Raw genomic sequence first — 21120 nt, 5'->3', positions numbered from 1 at the left:
GCGAAGGCTCGTAAGTCAAATTTAGCTGGCTGTCTTTGGCAGAAAATTTAAGTATAATCACGAAAAATTTAAGGACGATCATGCAAGTTGGCATTAAATTTTCAACTGCGATACACGCGCTTTTGTGTGCTAAATTTTTTGAAAATGAAAAGGTTACAAGCGAATTTATAGCTGGTAGCATAAATACAAACCCAGTTATCGTTAGAAAGCTACTTGGCGTCTTAAAGGCTGCAGGGCTCGTAAATGTCGCAGCTGGAGTTGGTGGGGTAAGCCTTACAAAAGAGCCAAAAGATATAAATTTGCTTGAAATTTTTAACGCAGTAAATGAGAAAGAAAAACTTTTTAAAATTCACTCTGACTCGCCAAAAGCCTGCCCAGTCGGCGGCAGGATAGAAGAGCTTTTGAGCGGACACTTTTTAAGGGCGCAAACTGCCCTAGAAAACGAGCTAAAAAGCGTTACTTTGCAAGATTTATTAGACGAGCTTGCAAGATAAATTTAGGCTAGAGCTTGATCCTTTCTAGCCTAAAATAAATTTACAAACTACTCCTGCATTGCTATCCATTTTTGTGCGATCCTAACGGCATTTGTCGCAGCTCCCACGCGGATCTGATCGGCACTGCACCTTTTGATTAGAGCTTAAATTTTAGTGGCTAGCATGTAGAAATTTAGCGGCGAGATTTCATTGTGATTTTTGTTTATTTGGCTTTAAATTTAGGCTTGTTGCAAGCAGGATTTTAAGTCTTTTGGGCTAGAAATTTAACCCAACAGATAAATATCAATTAGCCAAAATGGATAAATTTAGCAGGCTAACGCTCTAGCCTGCAATGGTTACTAAAACAAGCTATTTACGCTTTCGTTGTGATAAACACGGCGTATCACTTCGCCAAAGAGTGAAGCTGTGCTTAGCACTTTTATACAAGGGAGTTCTTCTTTTAACGGGATCGTATCAGTCACTACTAACTCGTCTAAAAAGCCAAGTTTTAGTCTATCATAGGCTGGTCCGCTAAGCACTGGGTGCGTGCAAAACGCCATTACGCTAGTTGCGCCGCGCTCTTTGAAAATCTCAGCTGCTTTCACGATGGTGCCAGCGGTGTCGATCATATCATCAACCAAGATCACATCTTTGCCTTTAACATCGCCGATCACGTTCATAACTTCGCTCTCATTTGCTTTCTCGCGGCGTTTATCAACGATGACCATATCTAATAAATTTAGATTTTTTGCCAAGGCTCTAGCACGAGCCACGCCGCCTACATCTGGGCTTGCGACGACTGGATTTGGTAAATTTTTAGCTTTTACGTAGTCGTTAAAGATGATGCTACCATAGAGGTTATCTACTGGGATGTCAAAAAATCCTTGAATTTGTCCTGCATGAAGGTCCATAGTAACGACCCTGTCGATGCCTGCTGTTTGCATCATATTTGCCACAAGTTTTGCAGTGATAGGCACTCTAGGAGCTGCTTTTCTGTCTTGTCTAGCGTAGCCAAAATACGGCACGATCGCTGTTATAGAGCTTGCACTGCTGCGTTTTAAAGCATCAGTTAAGATAAGAAGTTCCATTAAATTTATATTTGCTGGGGCGCATGTTGGCTGGATGACAAAGACATCTTTTCCACGCACGCTTTCGCCGATTTGCACGCTGATCTCACCATCGCTAAATCTTTTTATGCTAGCTTCACTGAGCGGAAGCGACAAATATTGCGAAATTTTCTTCGAAAGCTCGATATTTGCGGTGCCTGAGAAAATTTTATAGCCTCTCATAATAGTAACCTTTTTTAGTGATCTTTATGTTGGGATTTTATCAAAATGAGCTTTAAATTTAAATTTATTATTCCAGCTACTTTATTTAAAGTTAAATTTGTTAGTTTTTATCTCCGCAGTCAAAAATTTGAGCTCTTACCCTATAACCAAGCGCAGACGAGCTTCCCACAGGGCAGGCTTTGATACCTTCAAAAAGCCAGTAGCAAAGCGCCTCTTCTTTTATAATGTAAAGTACGACTCTTTTATGGAGTCCTACTATTTCAACTGCTTCATTTTTTAGATCATTTATCGCACCTTGTCTAAGTCTTTCAATAGCTGGGTTTATTCTGCCATTTGCCTCATCGCTTCCCTCTGCCTCTCCTAAAACTTTGCAGCTATAAGGTGTAGAATTTACCATAGCTATACCTTTTGAATTTGGTGACAACGGCTTTGGTTCAAACTGTGGAGCAACACAACCAGACAATAGACCTGCAACCGCGCAAAGTAGAGCTAAATTTAAAACTTTCATCATAACCTCCTTGAAATAAATCCAGATGTTATTTTATTTCAAAAGAATAAAAAAGGCAACATAAATTTAAAGAAGATAATTAGTTAAAAATATTTTTGACTTTTTTATTTTATCAGGGCTAAAATCACGCTCATGTTTAAAATTTACAGAATTTACGACTTTATTAAAAGCGACGACGAGAGTTTTAAAGGTGTCTTTATCGATAGACTTTATCCTAGAGGCGTGAAAAAAGAGATCTTTTCTAGCTTCATCTGGCTAAAATCAGTCACTCCATCAAACGAGCTAAGGTCATGGTTTCATGAGGATAAGGAGGCTAGGTTTGATGAGTTTTGCAAAAGATTTAGGCAAGAGCTAAATGGCAAAGAGGAGCAAGAGGGGCTAAAAGAGCTTAAAAAGCTAGAAAAAGAGTATAAAAACGTGGCGCTTCTAACTGCTGTCAAAGAGCCAGAATTTAGCCACGTTAAGGTGATAAAAGAGGCGCTTAGTTCTTTATAAAGCCACTTGCGATGACGCGATCACCTTCATACATCACGCAAAGCTGACCTTGCGCTACGCCAAGTGCGTTTTGATTTAGCGTTAGCTTTGCGGTTTTGCTAGCTTTATCAACCTCTACAAAAGCCTCAAGTTTAGGGCTTCTATACCTTATCTTTGTTTCGCACTCAAATTTATCTTCATCTATAAATAAATTTACGTTTTCAAGCTCAACCACCTTTTGAGCAAGGTCATCCTTTGTGCCGACAACGATCTCGTTTTTATCAGCGTTTATCTTGATGACAAAGTGTGGCTCATGAGCGCCAAAAACCTCAAAACCACGGCGTTTGCCGATAGTGTAGTGCATGTAGCCTTGATGGCGGCCGATGATATTGCCGTCTTTATCGACCACGTTGCCTGGCAAATTTGTATTGTAGTGCTTATTTAAAACCTCAATGTAGGTATTTTCCACAAAGCAAATTTCACTGCTTTCTGCCTGAGTAGCGAACTCTTCAAGCACTTTTACGCCTCTTGCTAGCTCTTTGATATCTTTTTTAAATTTATCCCCAAGCGGGAAAATGACATCTTTTAGCACCTCTTTTGGCACCTGAGCTAAAAAGTAGCTTTGATCCTTGCTAGGATCTTTGGCGCAGGTTATAAAACCATCAACCACCTGCACGTAATGCCCAGTAGCAAGCTTCTCGCAGCCATTTGCCTTTGCAAAGTCAAGTAGAGCACCAAGCTTTATAAATTTATTACACAAGGCGCAAGGATTGGGCGTTTTGCCCTCTTTATAAAGCCTGACAAATGGATCATAGACATATTCGTTAAATTTATCCTGCAGATCGAGGATATGCACCTTGATGCCAAGATATTCGCCCACTTTTTTGACTTTTCTGATGTTTTCTTCATGATATCCTGGCTTTTGATGAAGCATCATGTAGCAGCCTTGCACCTCATGTCCAGCCTCTTGCAGAAATTTAGCCGTCATCGTGCTATCTACGCCGCCGCTCATTGCAACCATTATTTTCATATTTTTACCTTTTTTAAATTTAAAGGCGATATTTTATATCTTATTTTTAAATAGCCAAAATTTCGCTTACGATAAGCTCCAGATCATCGGTGATTTTATATAAGCTTAGATCTTCTTCGTTTATCGTTTTTTGAGGGATCAGCGTCTTTCGTATAAACTCATCAAGCCCTTGCCAAAACTCGCATCCATAAAGAAAAATTTTCACTTTTTTGCTGCCAACATGAGCAAGTACCAAAATTTCAAATAGCTCATCAAGTGTGCCAAAGCCGCCAGGAAAGACGACAAATGCGATAGAGCTATCAGTTAGGGCAAATTTTCTTGGGCTTAAATTTGAAAAGAGATATTTTGCGGTGACGTATGGATTTGTATTTTGCTCAAACGGAAGCCTCACGTTTAGTGCGACGCTAGGGGACTTTGCGCTATCAAATGCACCCTTATTTGCCGCTCTCATTATGCCGTCCCCACCGCCAGTTAAGATAGCAAAACCTAGCTCATTTAGCTTGTAAGCTAGCTCGTATGCCTTTTTGCAGTAGAAATTTTCTTCATCAAATCTAGCCGAGCCAAAGAAGGTTACATTTTTGTTTTTATACTTTAAAACGCTTGGAAATTTTAAGAGATCATTTACTAATTCATTCATTATTTTAACTGCTGAAGCCTCTCACGTTTTGAGCCTATCTGAGTGATCTGAATGCCAAAGTTTCCGTCTATTATGACAACTTCGCCAAGGGCTATCACCTTATCTCCTATCAAAATTTCAAGCGGGTCGTTTGCGAGTTGATTTAGCTCGATGACTGAGCCTATATCCATGGTTAGCACATCTTTTAAGAGCATCCTTTTTGAGCCGATACGAACGCGCATTGGTAGCCTTACGTCCATGATAAGGCCGATATTTCTCATCTCTTCTGCGCTAAATTCGCCCTTTAGTGCATGAGGAGCAGCTTGAGCCTTTGCGCCATCTGCTGGCTCGCTCTTAGCAGGCTCAAAAAATCTCATAAGCGTGTGATCGCAGACAAAAGCCACGTGCTCATTTAGATCCTCGATCTTTATGTTAAACAAAAAAAGCTTTTCAAAAACGCTAAAATCAAGCGATGAGTTTTCATCTAAGAAATTTACATTTATCACCTCAAAGCTGATCTTTGGCATGCCCTTTTGCGCTCCAAGAGAGGTGCTAAAGGCGCTAAAGAGGTTTGAAAATATCTCTTTTGCGGCGTCAAGCTCGTCGCTACCGAGGTTTTCATTTTTTGAAATTTCCTCCTCGCCCATCATCCACTCGCTAACCGCACTTATAAGCACCGGCGTGCAGGCGATCTCTGCTTTTGCATTGATGTCACCACTTAATGTCACACTAGCCATGACAACTGGCGGTTTTATGCCATTTTGCGCTGGCGCGTCAAATTCATTTCTCTCGCCGATCTCTGGCGCTCTGCCCGTCAGCCCTTCGATGGTCGCTTTTAGTTCATTTGAAAAGATGTTAAAAAATTCATTCGTCATTATCTTCGCTCTCTTCTTCGTTGTTGTGTTCGTTGGCCTCGTCGTATGCCATTAGTTTTGCTTTTCGCTCTTCTTCGTATTTTTCTAGGATGTGTTTGATCTCGTCTTTATCAGAGCGGATTAACTGCTCGATCTTGATAGACTTTCTAAATCTATGAAGCCCAACTTCTGCTAAAAATACCTCTTTTTTATCGATGCAAACGATCGCCTTATCATCAGCGCCTCTATCAAGCCTTAAGATATCGCCCTCTTTTAAATTTAAAAACTCATTTACGCTAACGATTGATTTACCAAGGATCGCCTCATAAAGCACCTCAGCGCGGCCTATTAGAGTTTTTAGCTCTTTGTTTCTACTCTTTTTAGCGCTAGTTTCGCCAAGCATGATGTCCCTATTTGCAAGGCGCGAAAGGATCGGCTCTAGGTAGATGACTGGATAGCATAAATTTATCATGCCGCTTGAGCCACCAACGATGATCTCCATGACGACCATGATAACGATCTCGTTTTGAGATACGATCTGCACGACGTTTGGACTGCTCTCTTTAGCCTCGACGTTTGGATACATATCAGTTATCATCGACCAGCTCTCTTTTAGGCGCTGCATGATCATCCTAAGCACCGCATCGAGTAAATTTACCTCGATGTCAGTTAGCTCTCTGTTTGCCTCGAAATTTTCGCCAGTTCCACCAAGTAAGCGATCTATCATAGGAAATGCTATGCTTGGATTTATCTCTAAGATGCAGTTTCCATCGAGTGGCTTTATCGAAAAGACGTTAAAGCTCGTTGGGCTTGGCAAACTCATCAAAAACTCGCCGTATGTCATCTGATCGACGCTGTGAAGCCTAAGCTCAACGATACTTCTCATAACGCTTGAAATTTGACTAGCTAAATTTCTAGCAAGCTTGTCGTGGATACCTTTTATCGCACGGAGCTGCTCTTTACTGACGCGGTTTGGACGCTTGAAGTCATAGATAATGATCTGCTTTTGCTCGCCTTGCGGGCTCTCTTCTATCTCGATATTGCTCGTATCGCCGTCTTCATCGACGACTTCAAGTAGTGCATCTATCTCTTCTTGACTTAAAATATCAGCCATTAAACCCCCAAGCTGCGTCTGATGCGATCAAGCAAACGTTTATGAATTTGTGAAATTCTACTCTCGCTGATATTCATTATCTCGCTGATCTCTTTTAAATTTAGCTCTTCGTAGTAGTAAAGCTGAACTATCATCTGATCGCGCTCATCAAAGTCTTTTAACGCACTTTCGATCTTTAAGATAAGATCCTCTTTTTCTACGCTTTTTTCAACATCGCTTTGACCGATTAGCTCCATTTGTTCATCGATCGGCAAAATGGTGATGATGCCACTAACACCCCTTGCCTCTCTTATCTTTTCGATATCTTCATTTAGCTTTTCAGCCAGATACTCATCGCTTGGCTCTTCTTCGTGTGTGTTAAAGTAGTTATCTATCTCGGTATTTATGCTCTTTACTAGCTTTCTATCGCTTCTGCTAACAACATCAAGCGCTCTAAGGTAGTCAAGCATCGAGCCATAAATTCTCTTTTTGCCATATCCCCAAAATGAGTCGTTTTGCTCTTTGTCATACTTCCTGCTAAGCTTTATCATCTCTTCAACGCCAACGCTTATAAGATCATTTACGTCGATACTTGAAGGCAAGCGCTCCTTTAGTCTAAACGCCATTGCACGCAGAGCTGGCATGTATTTTAAGACGATCTCGTCTTGCTCTTTTTTAATGGTGCTTTTATAAGCGTTAAGCTGCTTTTGCTTTAGTTCGTACATTTTGCTTACCAGAGTCTAAATTTTCGGTGGTTACTTTTAGCATGATATTTTCCATCCGTTTTTCCCTAACGTTTAGCTCAGAGATGAGATAGTCCGCGATCTCCTCATGTCTTTGCTTGTCAAAAAATTTCTTCAAAGTCCTTTTTACATCGACGTAGTTCATTATCACGATGTGAATTATAAGGTAAAAAAATAAAGTAATAACTAGCGTATAAACGAGCATTTCGATAGGCTCGCTCACCTTTAGCAAGGTAAAAACTATGCCTATGAAAAATCCACAAACCGTAAAAAATGCTATAAAATTTTCTGCACGCAAAGCTCAATCTCCATTAAAATTGTTCTATCAAACGCTTAAAGAAGCCCCCAAAGCTCCTGCTTTGCTCATCTTTAAGCACTTTTCGTTCCAACCTATAAAGCAAATTCGAAGCTATCTGCTTGATCTGCACGCTAGCAGAGCCGTAAGCTTCGTCATCTGTAAAGAGTGTCCTTTGCTTTATGCTCCTTGCCACGCTCTTATCAGAAGCCACGTAGCCAATTAGCTCTAAATTTAAATTTGGTCCGATATTTGCATTTGCCACTCGCTTTACATTTTCATAAATTCTAGTAGCCTCAGCCTCGTTTTTTACCATATTTAAAAGTAAAAGCTCGTTATTTTTAAATCTTGAAACGATCTTTATGACCGCATACGCGTCAGTTATCGCCGCAGGGTCAGGCACGGTTACCACGACAACCTCATCAGCCGCCTCTAAAAAGAGCTGCGTGCTGCCGCCTATGCCAGCACCGGTGTCGATGATCAAAAAGTCAAGCCCATCAAGTTCGCTCGCCTCATCTAAAAATCTCTCAAATAAAAATTGATTATTAAATTTCAAAATTTCATCGCCGCTCTCGCCAGGGATGAGGATGAGATTTTTATTTATAGGTATCAAGATATCTTTTAAGCTGCACTCGCCCTTTAGCACGTGAAGCAGGTTTTTGCCCATTTTTACATTTAGGATCACATCAAGGTTTGCAAGGCCGATATCAGCATCAAATAGCCCTACTTTATAGCCATTTTGCGACAAGACATTTGCCAAATTTGCACTTATCGTGCTCTTGCCAACGCCGCCTTTGCCACTTGTAATCGCTATAAAATGCGTATTTTTAGCCTTATTTTGAGACTGGACTAAATTTTGTAGTTTTTGCGCTTGGTTATTCATCACTAGCCTTTTGCTTTGTAAAGCCGTCAAACACGCACTCTACTAAAAATTCGCTCTTCGCCTCCACAAGATCATCAGGCACCTCTTGACCCACGCTAAAGTAGCTAACTGGCGTATTTGTCTCATATATCAGCGAAAAGACGTTGCCAAAAATTTTGGTCTCGTCAAATTTGGTGATTATTAAAGTGTCGATCTCCAAAAATGAAAATCCATTATAAATTTCTATCAGATCCTCGACCTTTGAGCCAGCTGAGAGGACTAAATTTACATCGATCTTTGCGCCGCTATGCTTTAAAAATTTATCAAGTCTTTCAAGCTTTTCTTTGTCATACTGTGAATTTCCAGTGGTGTCGATTAGTATCACGTCACAGTAGCTAAGCTGCTTTATGGCGTTTTGAAAGTCCTCTACCTCTATCACATCAAGGATTGGCAGTTTCATCATCTTAGCGTATTGAAATAGCTGCTCGACCGCTCCGATACGGTACGTATCAAGCGTGATGATGCCCGTTTTATAGCGCTTTTCGTTGCCGTAAGCAAAACGAGCCGCGAGCTTTGCAAGAGTCGTCGTCTTGCCAACTCCAGTTGGACCAACTAGCATCATTATGCGCTGTTTTTTATCGTTTAGTTCTTTTCTACATGGCAGCATATTTCTCAAAAGTGAGTAGAAGTACCTTTTTACCGCGGTTGGGTTGCTTTTCATCGAGACTGGCAAATTTTCAAGCGTCGTTTGCATGATCGCCTCTAAATGCTCCTCTTTCATGCCGCTTTGTTTTGCAAGCTTGTAGATGCTAGCGAACTCTGGCGGGATCGAGAGATTGTTGCGATTTGGGGCCTTTTCGTCCCAGATCATGTCAGTTATCAGCCCTATTTTCTCGCTTAGCACGCTTACTTGCTTTGCCACATCGTCTATTTTTTTATTCATGCCATTTGTGTTTGGCTCTTTTATCTCGTTCATATCGACATTTGCGATCGCGCTTATCTCTTTTGCGACGTCTGAGATGTTTAAAAGCACGCTCTCATTTGGATCGTAAGGCTCAGGCGACGTCGTCTTTGCCTCAAATTTAGCAGGCTCCTCTTTTATCTCAAATTTTGGCTTTGGCGGCTCGTAGTTTTTACTAAATTTAGAGTAGGCATTTTCATAGTTTATTGCTTTTACATTTGGTTTTGGTGGCTGCTTTACCTCGTCCTCTTCGACGCTTACTAAAATTTCATAAAGCGGCTTTTTGTTTATCGTTTTGGCTTGAATTTGCTTTGTGGTAACGAGTATGGCCTTCTCGCCGCACGCCTCTTGAGCCTTTTTCAAAGCCTCGATGGTGCTCTCGCCTGTAAAAGTATGAAATTTTGTAGCCATTTATATCCTTTAACCTCTCATAAGCCCTAGTGGCACGATCACGCTAAGCCTCTTGCTAGCCCCTGGGTGCGGGACGATAAGGCGCGGCGTCTTATAGACTTTTTTACTAAAATACAAAATATCCAGATCAAGCGTGCGTGGCGCATTTTTAAACGTCCTCACGCGCTTAAATTTACTCTCATAGTGCCCCAAAATTTTTAGCAAATTTCTAGGGCTCATAGATGTTTGTAAATTTATAACAGCGTTACTAAAATCATCCTGCGCTTCGTAGCCAAACGCCGCATTTATAAGGATCGGCGAGACTTCAACCACGTGAAAACGCCTATCTTCACTAATCGCTCTTATAAATTTATCAAACCTCTTTGCGCTATCGCCGATGTTGCCACCCATGCCAACTAGCGCCTCATACTTAAACTCATCTCTTTTTTGAAAAAAACTAGGGCAAAAACGGCTTTTTACGATCTTTCTTGCTCCAGCTAGCCTCATAAAATTTCGCACCCACCTTCTCTTGCAACCACGACGTCCTCGATGCGCACCCCAAATTCATTTTCTAGATAAATTCCAGGCTCCACGCTAAAGACCATGCCCTCTTTTATGAGCGTTTCGCTCCTTGCTGAGATGACTGGAAGCTCGTGTATATCAACACCTACGCCATGTCCTGTCGAGTGAAAAAAAGCCTTTTCATATCCAGCCTTTGCTATCACACTTCTTGCTGCAAGGTCTATCTCACACGCCCTAACGCCAGCTCTAGCGACCTTTATCGCAGCAACCTGAGCCTCTTTTACGATCTCGTAAATTTCTTGCATCTTGGCGTTTTTAAATTTTTGCTCCTTTGAGAAGTTAAAATTTTCATCAAAGCAAGCAGTTCTAGTGCGGTCAGAGCAGTAACGCTTAAATTTAACCCCAGCGTCAAGCAGCAGCAAATCGCCACTTTTTAAAATTTTATCCCCAGGCAGTGCATGCGCCTTTGCGGCATTTTCGTTTATCGCCACGATCGGATCAAAGCTAAGGCCTAGCTCATTTTTTTGCCTAAAGATGAGCGAGGCGTTGAAATGAAGCTCTTTTTCGCTCATCCCTTCGCCATTTTCACGCACAAATTTAGCAAATTCGTCAAAGCATTTCGCCCCAAATTCGCTAGCTTTTTTTAAAATTTTTATCTCATCTTCGCTCTTGCAAATTCTCTTTAGCCTAGAGAAATTTGCCTTTGGCTTGAAATTTATCTTAAATCCCTTGCTTAGCGCGTTAAACTCACTTAAGCTTAGCTCATCAGGGTTAAAAACGAGGCTGCTTGGCTTCATCTTTCTTAAAAATGCCCGCACCTCACTTATTAAATTTCTCTGCGCTAAAAGAACGACTACGCCTGCATTTACACAGCTTTTTGCCTCGAAATAATATCTCGCGTCCGTGAAAAAGTATTTCACGCCATCAAGGCATAGCAAAAACTCATTGTCGCAGCTGTAGCCGCACTCGTAAAATACGGCGTTTTCGTCCTTTAAGATGAAATTCATTGTGCTTTTTGATTTGCTCTTACTGCTTTGATTTGCTCAAAAATTTGAAGCATGCCTATCATCGCTAAATGATAGCCAACTGGTCCAAAGCCCACGATCTGACCTGCCGCAACTGGTGCGATGAGGCTTTTGTGACGAAACTCTTCTCTTCTATAAACGTTGCTGATATGCACCTCGATAACTGGTAGCGCAACCGCACTTAGCGCGTCACGGATAGCGATAGAGGTGTGAGTGTAAGCGGCTGGGTTTATGATGATGCCGTCAGCATCGCCCAAGCACTCTTGGATCTTATCGACTAGCTCGCCCTCAAGGTTGCTTTGAAAAAACTCGATCTCAACGTCATTTTGATCGGCGACGATCTTCATTTGAGAGTGGATATCCTCCATCTTCATAACGCCGTAAATTCCTGGCTCTCTAGCGCCAAGCATGTTGATATTTGGGCCTTGGATAACCATTATTTTTAGCTTCTTATCCATGTCACTCCTTTTTGATTAAATAGCCCAAATTATACATTTTCGTTCCTAAATTTTCGCTACAATAACAAAAATTTAAGGCTAGAAATGGAAATTTTAAAAGCAAAAAAGATCATCACTGGCGGAGAAAATCCAAAAATTTTAAGAAATTCTTGTCTTGTCATTGATGAAGGTAAAATTTTAGAAATTATAAACGAAAAAGAGGCGCAAAAGAAATTTAAAGAGGCGAAAATTTGCGACTTTGGTGATAGCGTGATAGCCCCAGCCTTCGTAAATACGCACGTTCATTTGGAATTTAGCTCAAACGTTAGCACCCTAAAATATGGCGACTTTATAAAATGGCTTGGCTCTATCGTCGATAAAGGCCGCGAGCTAGCTAGGATAGACGCTAAAAAAGCGATGAGTGAAGCCATAAATTCGCTGCTTAAAAGCGGAGTTTGTGCCATTGGCGAGATATCTAGCTTTGGTAGTGATCTTGAAATTTTAGCCACTAGTCCGATTAAAGTCGTGCTTTTTAGTGAGATTTTAGGCTCAAGCGAGCAGATGAGTGAACAAAATTTGCAAAATTTCTTAGCTAAATTTGAAAAAACAAAGGGCTATAAAAACAAAAATTTTACCCCAGCCATCTCGCTTCACTCGCCCTACTCTGTGCACCCAACACTCGCTAAAGCTGCCCTTGAGATAGCTAAAAAGGATGATCTTCTTGTTAGCACGCACTTTTTAGAGAGCAAGGCTGAAAAGCAGTGGCTAGAGCACGGTAGCGGTGGCTTTAAAAAGCATCTTTTAAGATTTAGCCAAGATCCTAAGCCGATGTATGACGCGCAGGGCTACTTTGCGATGTTTCGTGAGATAAATACTCTCTTTACACACTGCGTTTATGTGAGCGATTTTGCTAAATTTAAGCCTCATCACAGCGTGACACACTGCGCCGTTTCAAACAGGCTACTTGGCAAAAAGGCGCTAAATTTAAAAGAAATTTTCAAAAACAACGTCAGTCTAAACATCGGCACAGACGGCCTTAGTTCAAATATCATCCTAAATTTCTGGCATGAACTAAGAGCTGCACTTTTTACCCATGCTAGCCTTGATCTAAACGAGCTTGCCACCAGGCTTTTTGTCGCTGCAACGCATGGGGGCGCAAAGGCGCTTAGGACAAATAACGGCGAGATAAGGGCTGGACGCGCAGCTGATCTTGCCATATATAACGACCTAGAGTGCGATGATAGCGAGCTAATACTTCAGCTCATACTTCACACAAACGAGGCTAAAAAACTATATATCGGAGGCAAAATTTGCAAATTTTAAGGCTTATTTTTAGAGGAATTTTGGGAATTTTTAAATTTATCAATAACTACTTTAAGGCGCTCATATTTTTACTCATTTTATTTTTTATATTCGCACCAGATGGCAAGATGAAAGAGCCAAATTTAGCCCGCATTGACATCACCGGCACGTTAGTAGATACTAGCGAAATTTTAGAAGGACTCGAAAAAGCAAGGCTGGATAACAACATCAAAGGCGTGCTACTCTACATCGACAGCCCAGGCGGCGCGCTAAGCCCTAGCGTGGAGCTAGCCATGGCGGTCAAGAGGCTAAAAGAGAGCAAAAAGGTGCTCGCATACGCAGCTGGCAACATGGCAAGTGGCAGCTACTACGCTGGCGTAAATGCCGACACTATCGTAGCAAACCCAGGCGCTTTCATCGGCTCGATCGGCGTCATCATGCAAGGGGCAAACATCGAAAATTTAGCCAAAAATTTAGGCGTGAGCGAGCAGGTGGTGAAGGCTGGCGAGTTTAAAGAGGCTGGCACTTTTATGAGGAGCTGGAGCAAGCAGGAGCGCGAGAGCTTGCAAGGGCTCGTAAATGACGCTTACATGCTCTTTGTAAGCGACGTGGCGGCGGCTAGGAATTTAGATATCAAGAAAAAAGACGAGTGGGCAAACGCAAGGGTCTTTTTGGCGCACAATGCCCTAAAAATGGGGCTAATAGACAGCCTTGGCAGCTACATAGACGCTCAAAATGAGCTAGCAAAAATGAGCCTCGTAGATGAGCCCGTCTGGCAAGAAAAACCGCAGCTCGAAAAGATAATGGAGAAATTTACAAAGCAAGGCATAAACTCACTTTTTAACGCATTTTTCGAGACAAAGCTTAGATAAAAAACCAGCCAAGTTAAATTTAACTAGCTAGCAAAGCTTTTTATGGCTAGCTTATCTGAAATTCCCCTCGCTATCCACAAAGAGTTCTCGCTCTGCTATTTTTATCAAAAAAGTAGTTTCATTTATCCTTTGAAGCACCTCAAATTTACCATAAATGCTATTTTTGATAACGACACTAAAGTTTTCATCCAAAAGCCCAAATTTATCACCTAGTCGTGATAAGTAGAAAGTATTATTTGACCTGTCTATAGCCTTATCAAGCACCACTATCTCATTTTTTGCTTTCGTCAAAAATGACAAAACATCCTTTGGTGTTTATATAACCCCTTTTGCCGTCTTTTTGAACAGCAGCAAAGCCTTCGTAAAAGCTATAAGCGTCATCAAATTTACACTCTATGATCTGCTCACCTTTGGTGTTTATATATCCCCATTTGCCATCTTTTTGAACAGGAGCAAAGCCTTCTTTAAAATACCAAGCATAATCAAATTTACACTCTATGATCTGCTCACCTTTTGTGTTTATGTATCCATACTTGTAATCTTTTTTAACAACAGCAAAGCCTTCGTGAAAAAAATCAGCATCATCAAATTGACACTCTACGATCTGCTCACCTTTAGTGTTTATATATCCCCATTTGCGATCTTTTTGAACAGCAGCAAAGCCTTCGTTAAAACTCCAAACACCATCAAATCCCAAAAACATATCCCTCTCCTTTGTTTATATGAGTTGTGTTATTTTAGTTTATATTATTTTAAAAGTGAGTAAAAATTAAGAGAATTTTAAAGTAAGGTGGTGGAAGCGAGGGGGATCGAACCCCTGTCCAAAAGCAAAATCCGTACAGCCTCTACACGCTTAGCAAAAGTGAAAATTTCATCTAAAAAGGCTCACTTTCCAAAACCAAAATTTAGACTAAGACTAAAATTTCAGCTAGCAAGCAGTCACTTTACTGGCCTACTCTAGCTAAATTACTCGCTTACATCCTAGCTAGAATGAGACAAAGCGAGGCTCAACTGAACTTACGCAGCTTTAGCGTAAGCAGGAGCGAAATTAACGTTGTTTGCGTTTAAATTTAATTTGAGCTTTTTACGCTTTGCTCAAAGCGACGTGCCACCGTACAGACTCTGCTCCTGTCGAAGCCAAGTCGCTCCCATAAAAAATGAAATGGTTTAGTTGGATTGTTTAGTCAAGCTTTGCAGGTACGTCAATGATCTTTGGCTCAAGGACGCTAAAATACTCTAGGTCTTTCTCGACGTCGCCTTTGTATTTATGAAACTGATCGCTAATAAGCAGCAACCAATCTATAAATTTATCATTTGCTGGACCTTTTAAGCTTCTAGCCTCTTGAGTGACCTCTTCAGCCAAAGTAGTGAGCTTTAAGATCGGGTCAAGATGCATAAAACCTGCTGCTGATTTGATATTGTGAAAGATCCTAGAAAGCTCTAAAATGCTCTCCTTATATTTATCAGCTCTTCCTAAATTTATTATCAAAGGCTCTAGTAAATCGCACATCAAAGTGTAGTGGGAGAGAAACTCCTCAACTATATCATAAGAATAATCGACTTCAAGCCTTTTTAATATACCCATTTTCATGTCCTTAAGAAATTGGCGTAATTGTAGCAAAATTTTGATAAAATTGTTAGCATTATCACAAATTTTACCGGACTTAGCCATGAGAGATGAAAAAATCGCAAAGAAAAAACTCACTATAAATGATATAAAAAATAAAAAAGGCATCGAGCCTATCGTGATGATAACTGCCTACGATGCGCTTTTTGCTAAAATTTTTGATGATTATGCTGATGTGATCCTTGTTGGCGATAGCTTAAATATGAGCTTTAACATGCAAGAGAGCACGCTAAGTGCTGATATGAACACCATGCTTTATCACACAAAGGCTGTTTGCGCCGGGGCTAAAAAGAGTTTTATCCTAGCTGATATGCCATTTGGCAGCTACACAAATGAAAAACAAGCTATCAAAAATGCGATGAAATTTTTTAAGCAGACAAATGCCGATGCGGTGAAGCTTGAAGTTGGCATGCATCAGGTAAATTTAGTAAAACGTCTCTGCGAAGAGGGCATAAACGTGACGGCTCACATCGGACTAAAGCCGCAGTTTTTTAAATTTGAAGGCGGATACAAGATAAAAGGCAGAAGCGAGCTTGAGGCAAAAAGGCTGGTTGAGGAGGCTTTGGCGTTTGAGCAAGCTGGCGCGTTTAGCATACTTCTTGAGGGCACGCTTAGCAATGTAGCAAGCGAGATAACAAGACAGGTTCGTGTGCCAGTTATCGGTATAGGTTCTGGAGCAGACGTCGATGGTCAGGTGCTTGTCTGGTCTGATATGCTGGGTTTCTTCGAGGACTTTAAGCCTAAATTTGTTAAGCGCTATCTTGACGGAGCCACTCTTGTGCGAAAAGGCGTACAAAGCTACGCTAATGAAGTAAAAAACAAAATTTTCCCAAGCGAAGAGTTTTCGTATAAGGGTTAAATTTATAGCTAAACTTAAAAACGCAAATTTACTACGGCAAATTTTTAATCACGTGACACATCCTGTCATATCCTCTTTATAAAATGCAAAAACAAAGGAGAGGTGATAAACGAGATGACAAAAGATCAAATTTACAAGCAGCTTGACAATATAGCCAGCACAAAAGAGTATTTAAAACTAGCCGAACTTGCTAAATTTGAGCTAAAAGATCTTATAGAGAGCTTTTTAAAGAGGTAAATTTAAAAAAGCTCTTCTGATTCAAGATAGTTTTGCGAGATGTTTCGCTCTTTTTCGTCAGTATTTACGTGAAGGACATAGTAGCCTATCTGCGTGTTGCTAGCATCAAGTAGCGGCACAACGCAAAAATAGTGCGTCTTATATACGTAAAATTCATACTTTTTAAGGTCGATATCGCGCAAAATTCCAACTATATTTAAATTTGCACTGCTTAAATTTTCGATGTAATAATCACTTAAAATTTGATCACTCGGAGCGCTTTTATGTGCTGGCATCTTATCTTTTGATAAGAGCACAAAAAGATCTATGCCTTGCGTTTTATAAAAATTTCCAAGTGAGTCGTAGTTTAGCAAAACCTCGATACTACCGATGTTTTTGCCCTCATGCATCACATTTGAAACAGCCCTTATATGCACCCCCGCATACCACGCCTCGATGCCAACCATGGGCCTATCTTGACGCCTTGACTCTTGGACTAAAAACCTGCCACTAGCGATCATATCGCCATATCTGTTTAGATCCCAGCTTCTTACGTAGCTTTTTAAGTCTTTGTCATAAAGATGAAGTTTGATATTGTTATACATCGACGCTGCGCCAAGAGTTTTTGTCAAATTTTCGATGTTTTTTACGCATTCGTCGCGGTTTTGACCTAGCAAGCACATCTGTATAGACTCGTTTTGAGCAAGCAAGATCGAGATCGCCATTGATGAAAATTTCTCATCGTCGATGCTTTTGTTTAGCTGTTTCACATGATAGTCAAAAAAGACACGCATATTGTTTTGCTTTTTTTCAGCCATATATGAGCTATAAAGAAAGTAAAAGAGGCTACCAAGCAGCGCAAAAACGACTAAAACGATATAGATATTAAAATATTTTTTGTATTTACTCAAAACTAAGCCTTAGTTTTTCTTCTAAAAATTTAGCAAACTCATCAAATTTAGGCAGCTTAAGCTCGCTTTTTCTTTTGGGGCTAGCCCAAACGCTATCTGGAAAAAACGCGTCCTTTTCAAATCTCGCAATGACGTGAATATGCACGTGTGGTACGTAGTTTCCAAAGCTTGCGATGTTTATCTTAGTTGGTTTATAAAACTCAAGCATCGCCTTTTCAGCCACCAGCATCGCTTCAAAAAGCCTAGCTCTACTCGCCTCATCACAATCACTTAGCTCGCGGTAGGGCTTAGCAGTAAAAATTTTCACCCACGGAAGCTCGTTCTTTTCGCGCTCAACTCTTATAAATTTATCTTCATATATCATATTTTGCCCCTATTTTATACGAAATTTCTCTCTCGCAAAAGCGTGTAAAGCTTGATCGTTGAGATAAAAAATGTCACGATCGCAGGTCCAAGTATCACGCCCCAGAAGCCAAACGTCGTGATACCAGCGATCATCGCAAAAAAGATGAGTAGCTCGTTTATCTTTGTTGGTATCTTGACTAGTTTTGAGTTTATAAATTTAATGACAAGCGGCTTTAGCAGCGTATCAGCGCCAAATGAGATCACGATGATGGTGTAAAGTGCGATCGTGATAGCGGCTGCTGTGTTGCCATTTGCAAACTCATAAATGCTAATAGGCGCCCACGCCAAAAAGCCACCAACGACTGGGATGAGTGAAGCGAAGCTAAAAAATATGCCAGTTAGCACGCCGTCATAGCCGTAAAAACTGGTGATAATGGCAAATAAAAAGCCCTGGATGATCATATTTGCGATAGTTGAGTAAAAAACGACGCCCATCACGTTGCCAACTTCGCTAAGTATCGACTCAGTGTCCTCTTTTTTAAGCGGAAGCGCCTCTTTTAGATAGTTTATAAGCTCGTTGCCGTAAAGATTGCAAAAGAAGAAAAATACTAGGATGATGATCATATCAACGCCAAATTTAAGGCTTAGTTTGCCTAAATTTGCAAGATTAGCAGCGACTTGCGAAAATAGCATCTTGATATCAAGCCCGCCTATAAATTCCTTGATCTTTGGCTCTAAGAAATTTATCGACTCTGGCAGGCTAAAGTCGTAGTTTTTGATAAATTCGATCGTCTTTGTGACGTTGTTTATATCAAAGCCAGCTGCGTATTTCGCGATCTCGATAACGGCGTAAAGAAGCGGCGCGATAAATAAGCATAAAAGCGCAAATGTCGTAAGACCTGATGAGAGCGTTTTGCGGTTTTTAGTAAGCGTTAAAAATGCGATCTGCACGTTCGCAACAGCCACAGCAAGCAGCGCTGCGATAAAAATGTCAAGTAAAAATGGTTTAAAAAGATAGACCACCAAAGCCAAAGCACAAAACGCAAAAATTCCAAAAAACAGCCTGTTATTCATTTCGCTCCCTTAAAATGGGGTAATTATAGCAGATTTATCAAAGCTACTCATTTGCTTGATAAATTTGCGAAAACGCTTTGGCGCCAAATTTGCAAGGAGCAGGCTTTTGGCATTTTTAGCCTGCCACAGCTTAATAAATTTAGATAAATTTATACCTTACGTAAATTTTCTAGCTCAAAAGTCCCTATAAATTTAGCCTTTTACGTGCACTGAAAATTTGCTCCGACAACCTCACACTCATCACAAATTTGCATATAGATCGTGCCCTCGCCGTCTATCAAAGCACCAAAAGGAATTTGCGCTAGATATTTCATCCTTTGACCGCATTTTGGGCAGGCTAGATACTCAGCATCTTGCTGCCACTGCGGATATCCGCCAAGTAAAATTTCACTATCTATTATATATGAGTAATGAGCGCAAACCTCGCTGGCGAGCTCGAAATTTTGCCCATCAAGCACCGCCACAGCCTCTCTTACATAGTCTTCGCTCTCACCCTCGCCTACTACCTCAGTTTGCACGCTATTGCCGTCATTTTGGCAAAAGTACTGCACAAAGCCAACGCATGTCGGGCAAAATTTAAGCACAGCGTCATTTTTAAGCTCTAGCCCAAGTAGCTTTAGGCTCTCTTTTTTGATTGTAAATTCCAGCATCTCGCCGTTACAAAATTTACATTTTTCATCATTTGCTGCTTTAAATTTAACGCTTGCCTCTGCGCTTTGGCTTGGCTCGCAGGTAAAGCACTTATCAAAAACTAGGCTTCTTCTCTTGCCACTGCCATCAAAGCTCCAGCCTGCAACCTGCGCATATCCATCCATATCAACGTGAAGCTTTGCCCTCCAAGGCTTTGGCGCTTTATAAAGCTTAAAAAATAGCTCCCTCACCACCTCATCACCCTGCCACGCAAGCGCACAAAGGATGTGATTTGTTTTTACAGTGTTTTGGGCGCCCTTTAGGCTATTTATAAGCTCATCTCTGATCTTTATTGAAGCCTTTTTGTAAATTTCAGGTGGGTAGTACCCGCTGTTTTTTGTCACTTCTTCGATGATCTGCTCGTCGCAAATACCATGCAGATAAAAAATATATGTGAGGTCGCTGTAAATTTCATCATATTTATATAGCTCGTCAATGCGAGCGAGGATATCTTTCTGCCTCTTTTTGATCTCATCTTCGCTTAAGCCCTCGTAAAACTCCAGCTTCTCTTTTTGCCTGCACTCATAGCAGATCCCGTCAAAGTAAATCGTCCTTTGCTTGCACTTAGGACAAAGATGTGGCTCGCCCATTTTTGCTCCAAATTTAAATTTCGCTACTCAAAAAGCCCTTTTTCGATGTCGATCTTGACATTAAAGGTCTCAAAACACTTCGCACTTGCGATCCTGCCCTTTGCGGTGCGCTCAATAAAGCCATTTGCAAGCAGATATGGCTCGATGACGTCCTCAACCGTGCCCTCGTCCTCGCTAAGAGCCGCTGCGATCGTGCTAAGACCCATAGGACGGCGCCTTGCTTGCATCAAAATTTCTAAATACCTAATATCCATCTCATCAAATCCAAGTGAATTTACACCAAGTGCGTTAAGTCCCTCTTTTGCGCGCTCATGGCTGATGATTTGCTCGTCATTTACCTCAGCAAAGTCGCGAATTCGCTTTAATAGTCTAAGAGCGATCCTAGGCGTGGCACGTGAGCGTTTGGCGATCTCGAGCGAGGCGTTTTTGTCGCACTCTTTGCCAAGCTTAGCTGAGGCTATCTGCACGATACGGCTTAGCTCGCTACTTGTGTAAAACTGCAGTCTAAAGTCCATCCCAAAGCGGTCCCTTAAAGGCGCTGAGATCATGCCAGCACGCGTCGTTGCACCTATTAGCGTAAATTTTGGCAGGTCTATCTTGATAGTCTGAGCAGCTGGCCCTGAGCCTATGATGATATCTAGCCTAAAGTCCTCCATCGCAGGGTAAAGGACTTCTTCGATAGCTGGGCTTAGGCGGTGTATCTCGTCGATAAAAAGCACGTCGCCCTCTTGTAAATTTGTAAGGATCGCCGCAAGGTCGCCACTCTTTTCTATCATGGGAGCCGCGGTCATTTTGATACTTACGCCCATTTCGTTTGCGATGATGTGAGCTAAGGTCGTCTTACCAAGTCCTGGAGGGCCGTAAAATAGCACGTGATCTAGGCACTCGTTTCGCTTTTTGGCTGCTTTTATAAAGACGTCTAAATTTTGTTTTATCTTTTCTTGACCGATGTAGTCTTCAAATTTGCTAGGTCTAAGAGAGACTTCAAAGTCATTTTCAAAGCTTACTTTTTCGATTTCAACGATTCTATCCAAAGTTTTTCCTTCTAAATTTAAGGCTTCA

The 21120-nt window shown here is 41.1% G+C and carries 27 protein-coding genes, 1 other RNA gene and 1 pseudogene; 6 read left to right on the top strand and 23 right to left on the bottom strand.

The window, feature by feature from the left end; translation table 11 throughout:
- Nucleotides 1–80 precede the first annotated feature (80 nt).
- The gene (locus CCS77_RS03140; RefSeq protein WP_107916548.1) at nt 81–494 is read left to right on the top strand and encodes an Rrf2 family transcriptional regulator; all 414 of its coding nucleotides are present in this window, start codon (nt 81–83) and stop codon (nt 492–494) included.
- Nucleotides 495–541: 47 nt separating this feature from the next.
- On the opposite strand, the pseudogene CCS77_RS10605 reads toward CCS77_RS03140, so the two are convergent.
- The 3 genes and pseudogenes from CCS77_RS10605 to CCS77_RS03130 form a co-directional block, all read right to left on the bottom strand.
- A pseudogene (locus CCS77_RS10605) lies at nt 542–622 on the bottom strand (hypothetical protein); the annotation flags it as partial.
- A gap of 210 nt (nt 623–832) precedes the next feature.
- Nucleotides 833–1762 (bottom strand): ribose-phosphate pyrophosphokinase, encoded by a 930-nt coding sequence (locus CCS77_RS03135; RefSeq protein ID WP_004317514.1) that lies wholly within the window; start codon nt 1760–1762, stop codon nt 833–835.
- A 100-nt stretch (nt 1763–1862) separates the two neighbouring features.
- Nucleotides 1863–2270 carry a hypothetical protein gene (locus CCS77_RS03130; RefSeq protein ID WP_107714861.1) on the bottom strand — a complete coding sequence of 136 codons (408 nt, stop codon included), beginning with the start codon at nt 2268–2270 and terminating at the stop codon, nt 1863–1865.
- 132 nt (nt 2271–2402) lie between these two features.
- On the opposite strand from CCS77_RS03130, the gene CCS77_RS03125 reads away from it, so the two are divergent.
- On the top strand, nt 2403–2765 hold the full coding sequence (locus tag CCS77_RS03125) for a DUF488 domain-containing protein (protein ID WP_107916547.1): 363 nt from the start codon (nt 2403–2405) through the stop codon (nt 2763–2765).
- Here CCS77_RS03125 and mnmA read toward each other — a convergent pair.
- The 11 genes from mnmA to aroQ are packed head-to-tail and all read right to left on the bottom strand — an operon-like array spanning nt 2752 to nt 11593.
- Nucleotides 2752–3804 (bottom strand): tRNA 2-thiouridine(34) synthase MnmA, encoded by a 1053-nt coding sequence (gene mnmA / locus CCS77_RS03120; RefSeq protein WP_256372123.1) that lies wholly within the window; start codon nt 3802–3804, stop codon nt 2752–2754. The genes CCS77_RS03125 and mnmA overlap by 14 nt on opposite strands.
- Before the next feature lie 16 nt (nt 3805–3820).
- Nucleotides 3821–4411: a TIGR00730 family Rossman fold protein gene (locus tag CCS77_RS03115; protein WP_021090074.1), complete on the bottom strand. Its 591-nt coding sequence runs from the start codon at nt 4409–4411 to the stop codon at nt 3821–3823.
- Nucleotides 4411–5265: a flagellar motor switch protein FliY gene (fliY, locus tag CCS77_RS03110; RefSeq protein WP_103557968.1), complete on the bottom strand. Its 855-nt coding sequence runs from the start codon at nt 5263–5265 to the stop codon at nt 4411–4413. The genes CCS77_RS03115 and fliY overlap by 1 nt, the downstream gene beginning before the upstream one ends.
- Nucleotides 5255–6358, bottom strand: a complete 1104-nt coding sequence (fliM, locus tag CCS77_RS03105) for a flagellar motor switch protein FliM (RefSeq protein ID WP_012140115.1) — start codon at nt 6356–6358, stop codon at nt 5255–5257. The genes fliY and fliM overlap by 11 nt, the downstream gene beginning before the upstream one ends.
- Entirely contained in the window at nt 6358–7062 is a 705-nt protein-coding gene (locus CCS77_RS03100; RefSeq protein ID WP_004317527.1) for an RNA polymerase sigma factor FliA, read from the bottom strand. Before CCS77_RS03100 ends, fliM begins: the two co-directional genes overlap by 1 nt.
- Nucleotides 7034–7378: a hypothetical protein gene (locus tag CCS77_RS03095; protein ID WP_012140116.1), complete on the bottom strand. Its 345-nt coding sequence runs from the start codon at nt 7376–7378 to the stop codon at nt 7034–7036. The genes CCS77_RS03100 and CCS77_RS03095 overlap by 29 nt, the downstream gene beginning before the upstream one ends.
- A gap of 13 nt (nt 7379–7391) precedes the next feature.
- Nucleotides 7392–8258 (bottom strand): P-loop NTPase, encoded by an 867-nt coding sequence (locus CCS77_RS03090; RefSeq protein WP_021087392.1) that lies wholly within the window; start codon nt 8256–8258, stop codon nt 7392–7394.
- Nucleotides 8251–9609, bottom strand: a complete 1359-nt coding sequence (gene flhF / locus CCS77_RS03085) for a flagellar biosynthesis protein FlhF (RefSeq protein WP_021090073.1) — start codon at nt 9607–9609, stop codon at nt 8251–8253. Before flhF ends, CCS77_RS03090 begins: the two co-directional genes overlap by 8 nt.
- A gap of 9 nt (nt 9610–9618) precedes the next feature.
- Entirely contained in the window at nt 9619–10095 is a 477-nt protein-coding gene (gene folK, locus CCS77_RS03080; RefSeq protein ID WP_004317550.1) for a 2-amino-4-hydroxy-6-hydroxymethyldihydropteridine diphosphokinase, read from the bottom strand.
- The gene (locus CCS77_RS03075; RefSeq protein WP_103575842.1) at nt 10092–11117 is read right to left on the bottom strand and encodes an aminopeptidase P family protein; all 1026 of its coding nucleotides are present in this window, start codon (nt 11115–11117) and stop codon (nt 10092–10094) included. The genes folK and CCS77_RS03075 overlap by 4 nt, the downstream gene beginning before the upstream one ends.
- The gene (gene aroQ, locus CCS77_RS03070; protein ID WP_004317604.1) at nt 11114–11593 is read right to left on the bottom strand and encodes a type II 3-dehydroquinate dehydratase; all 480 of its coding nucleotides are present in this window, start codon (nt 11591–11593) and stop codon (nt 11114–11116) included. The genes CCS77_RS03075 and aroQ overlap by 4 nt, the downstream gene beginning before the upstream one ends.
- Before the next feature lie 84 nt (nt 11594–11677).
- Here aroQ and mqnF point away from each other — a divergent pair, with 84 nt between their 5' ends.
- Together mqnF and sppA are read left to right on the top strand one after the other, a co-directional pair.
- A complete protein-coding gene (mqnF, locus tag CCS77_RS03065) occupies nt 11678–12895 on the top strand; it encodes an aminofutalosine deaminase family hydrolase (RefSeq protein ID WP_107916544.1) in 1218 nt (405 codons plus the stop codon).
- A complete protein-coding gene (sppA, locus tag CCS77_RS03060) occupies nt 12883–13746 on the top strand; it encodes a signal peptide peptidase SppA (protein ID WP_107916543.1) in 864 nt (287 codons plus the stop codon). The genes mqnF and sppA overlap by 13 nt, the downstream gene beginning before the upstream one ends.
- Before the next feature lie 51 nt (nt 13747–13797).
- Here the strand turns inward: sppA and CCS77_RS03055 are convergent, their stop codons facing one another.
- The 4 genes from CCS77_RS03055 to CCS77_RS03040 form a co-directional block, all read right to left on the bottom strand.
- Nucleotides 13798–14037 carry a ribonuclease gene (locus tag CCS77_RS03055; protein WP_107917285.1) on the bottom strand — a complete coding sequence of 80 codons (240 nt, stop codon included), beginning with the start codon at nt 14035–14037 and terminating at the stop codon, nt 13798–13800.
- Complete coding sequence (locus CCS77_RS03050) at nt 14018–14449, bottom strand: WG repeat-containing protein (protein ID WP_107916542.1); 432 nt, start codon at nt 14447–14449, stop codon at nt 14018–14020. The genes CCS77_RS03055 and CCS77_RS03050 overlap by 20 nt, the downstream gene beginning before the upstream one ends.
- Before the next feature lie 88 nt (nt 14450–14537).
- Nucleotides 14538–14896, bottom strand: a transfer-messenger RNA (tmRNA) gene (ssrA, locus tag CCS77_RS03045).
- A gap of 30 nt (nt 14897–14926) precedes the next feature.
- The gene (locus tag CCS77_RS03040; RefSeq protein ID WP_004317574.1) at nt 14927–15331 is read right to left on the bottom strand and encodes a hypothetical protein; all 405 of its coding nucleotides are present in this window, start codon (nt 15329–15331) and stop codon (nt 14927–14929) included.
- Nucleotides 15332–15416: 85 nt separating this feature from the next.
- Here CCS77_RS03040 and panB point away from each other — a divergent pair, with 85 nt between their 5' ends.
- Complete coding sequence (gene panB, locus CCS77_RS03035) at nt 15417–16232, top strand: 3-methyl-2-oxobutanoate hydroxymethyltransferase (RefSeq protein ID WP_107916541.1); 816 nt, start codon at nt 15417–15419, stop codon at nt 16230–16232.
- Nucleotides 16233–16334: 102 nt separating this feature from the next.
- Complete coding sequence (locus tag CCS77_RS10730; RefSeq protein ID WP_256372120.1) at nt 16335–16469, top strand: hypothetical protein; 135 nt, start codon at nt 16335–16337, stop codon at nt 16467–16469.
- Nucleotides 16470–16471: 2 nt separating this feature from the next.
- On the opposite strand, the gene CCS77_RS03030 is transcribed toward CCS77_RS10730, so the two are convergent.
- The 5 genes from CCS77_RS03030 to ruvB form a co-directional block, all read right to left on the bottom strand.
- Complete coding sequence (locus CCS77_RS03030) at nt 16472–17359, bottom strand: cache domain-containing protein (protein WP_107916540.1); 888 nt, start codon at nt 17357–17359, stop codon at nt 16472–16474.
- Nucleotides 17352–17723 (bottom strand): HIT family protein, encoded by a 372-nt coding sequence (locus tag CCS77_RS03025; RefSeq protein ID WP_107916539.1) that lies wholly within the window; start codon nt 17721–17723, stop codon nt 17352–17354. Before CCS77_RS03025 ends, CCS77_RS03030 begins: the two co-directional genes overlap by 8 nt.
- A gap of 14 nt (nt 17724–17737) precedes the next feature.
- Nucleotides 17738–18778: an AI-2E family transporter gene (locus tag CCS77_RS03020; RefSeq protein WP_103607166.1), complete on the bottom strand. Its 1041-nt coding sequence runs from the start codon at nt 18776–18778 to the stop codon at nt 17738–17740.
- Nucleotides 18779–18978: 200 nt separating this feature from the next.
- Nucleotides 18979–20058, bottom strand: coding sequence for a cytochrome C (locus CCS77_RS03015; RefSeq protein WP_107916538.1), 1080 nt, complete (start codon nt 20056–20058; stop codon nt 18979–18981).
- 23 nt (nt 20059–20081) lie between these two features.
- Nucleotides 20082–21092 carry a Holliday junction branch migration DNA helicase RuvB gene (gene ruvB, locus CCS77_RS03010; RefSeq protein ID WP_012140129.1) on the bottom strand — a complete coding sequence of 337 codons (1011 nt, stop codon included), beginning with the start codon at nt 21090–21092 and terminating at the stop codon, nt 20082–20084.
- Between the last annotated feature and the right edge of the window lie 28 nt (nt 21093–21120).

The organism is Campylobacter concisus (assembly GCF_003048375.1).
Classification (GTDB): domain Bacteria; phylum Campylobacterota; class Campylobacteria; order Campylobacterales; family Campylobacteraceae; genus Campylobacter_A; species Campylobacter_A concisus_T.
The sequence above is the reverse complement of the archived record's forward strand: the minus strand, read 5'-3'. Positions and strand labels throughout refer to the sequence as shown.

Coding starts and splice junctions, on each gene's coding strand:
- CCS77_RS03140 (WP_107916548.1), top strand. CDS start 81: ATGCAAGTTGGCATTAAATTTTCAACTGCGATACACGCGCTTTTGTGT.
- CCS77_RS03135 (WP_004317514.1), bottom strand. CDS start 1,762: ATGAGAGGCTATAAAATTTTCTCAGGCACCGCAAATATCGAGCTTTCG.
- CCS77_RS03130 (WP_107714861.1), bottom strand. CDS start 2,270: ATGAAAGTTTTAAATTTAGCTCTACTTTGCGCGGTTGCAGGTCTATTG.
- CCS77_RS03125 (WP_107916547.1), top strand. CDS start 2,403: ATGTTTAAAATTTACAGAATTTACGACTTTATTAAAAGCGACGACGAG.
- CCS77_RS03115 (WP_021090074.1), bottom strand. CDS start 4,411: ATGAATGAATTAGTAAATGATCTCTTAAAATTTCCAAGCGTTTTAAAG.
- fliY (WP_103557968.1), bottom strand. CDS start 5,265: ATGACGAATGAATTTTTTAACATCTTTTCAAATGAACTAAAAGCGACC.
- fliM (WP_012140115.1), bottom strand. CDS start 6,358: ATGGCTGATATTTTAAGTCAAGAAGAGATAGATGCACTACTTGAAGTC.
- CCS77_RS03100 (WP_004317527.1), bottom strand. CDS start 7,062: ATGTACGAACTAAAGCAAAAGCAGCTTAACGCTTATAAAAGCACCATT.
- CCS77_RS03090 (WP_021087392.1), bottom strand. CDS start 8,258: ATGAATAACCAAGCGCAAAAACTACAAAATTTAGTCCAGTCTCAAAAT.
- flhF (WP_021090073.1), bottom strand. CDS start 9,609: ATGGCTACAAAATTTCATACTTTTACAGGCGAGAGCACCATCGAGGCT.
- folK (WP_004317550.1), bottom strand. CDS start 10,095: ATGAGGCTAGCTGGAGCAAGAAAGATCGTAAAAAGCCGTTTTTGCCCT.
- CCS77_RS03075 (WP_103575842.1), bottom strand. CDS start 11,117: ATGAATTTCATCTTAAAGGACGAAAACGCCGTATTTTACGAGTGCGGC.
- aroQ (WP_004317604.1), bottom strand. CDS start 11,593: ATGGATAAGAAGCTAAAAATAATGGTTATCCAAGGCCCAAATATCAAC.
- mqnF (WP_107916544.1), top strand. CDS start 11,678: ATGGAAATTTTAAAAGCAAAAAAGATCATCACTGGCGGAGAAAATCCA.
- CCS77_RS03050 (WP_107916542.1), bottom strand. CDS start 14,449: ATGTTTTTGGGATTTGATGGTGTTTGGAGTTTTAACGAAGGCTTTGCT.
- CCS77_RS03040 (WP_004317574.1), bottom strand. CDS start 15,331: ATGGGTATATTAAAAAGGCTTGAAGTCGATTATTCTTATGATATAGTT.
- panB (WP_107916541.1), top strand. CDS start 15,417: ATGAGAGATGAAAAAATCGCAAAGAAAAAACTCACTATAAATGATATA.
- CCS77_RS03025 (WP_107916539.1), bottom strand. CDS start 17,723: ATGATATATGAAGATAAATTTATAAGAGTTGAGCGCGAAAAGAACGAG.
- CCS77_RS03020 (WP_103607166.1), bottom strand. CDS start 18,778: ATGAATAACAGGCTGTTTTTTGGAATTTTTGCGTTTTGTGCTTTGGCT.
- CCS77_RS03015 (WP_107916538.1), bottom strand. CDS start 20,058: ATGGGCGAGCCACATCTTTGTCCTAAGTGCAAGCAAAGGACGATTTAC.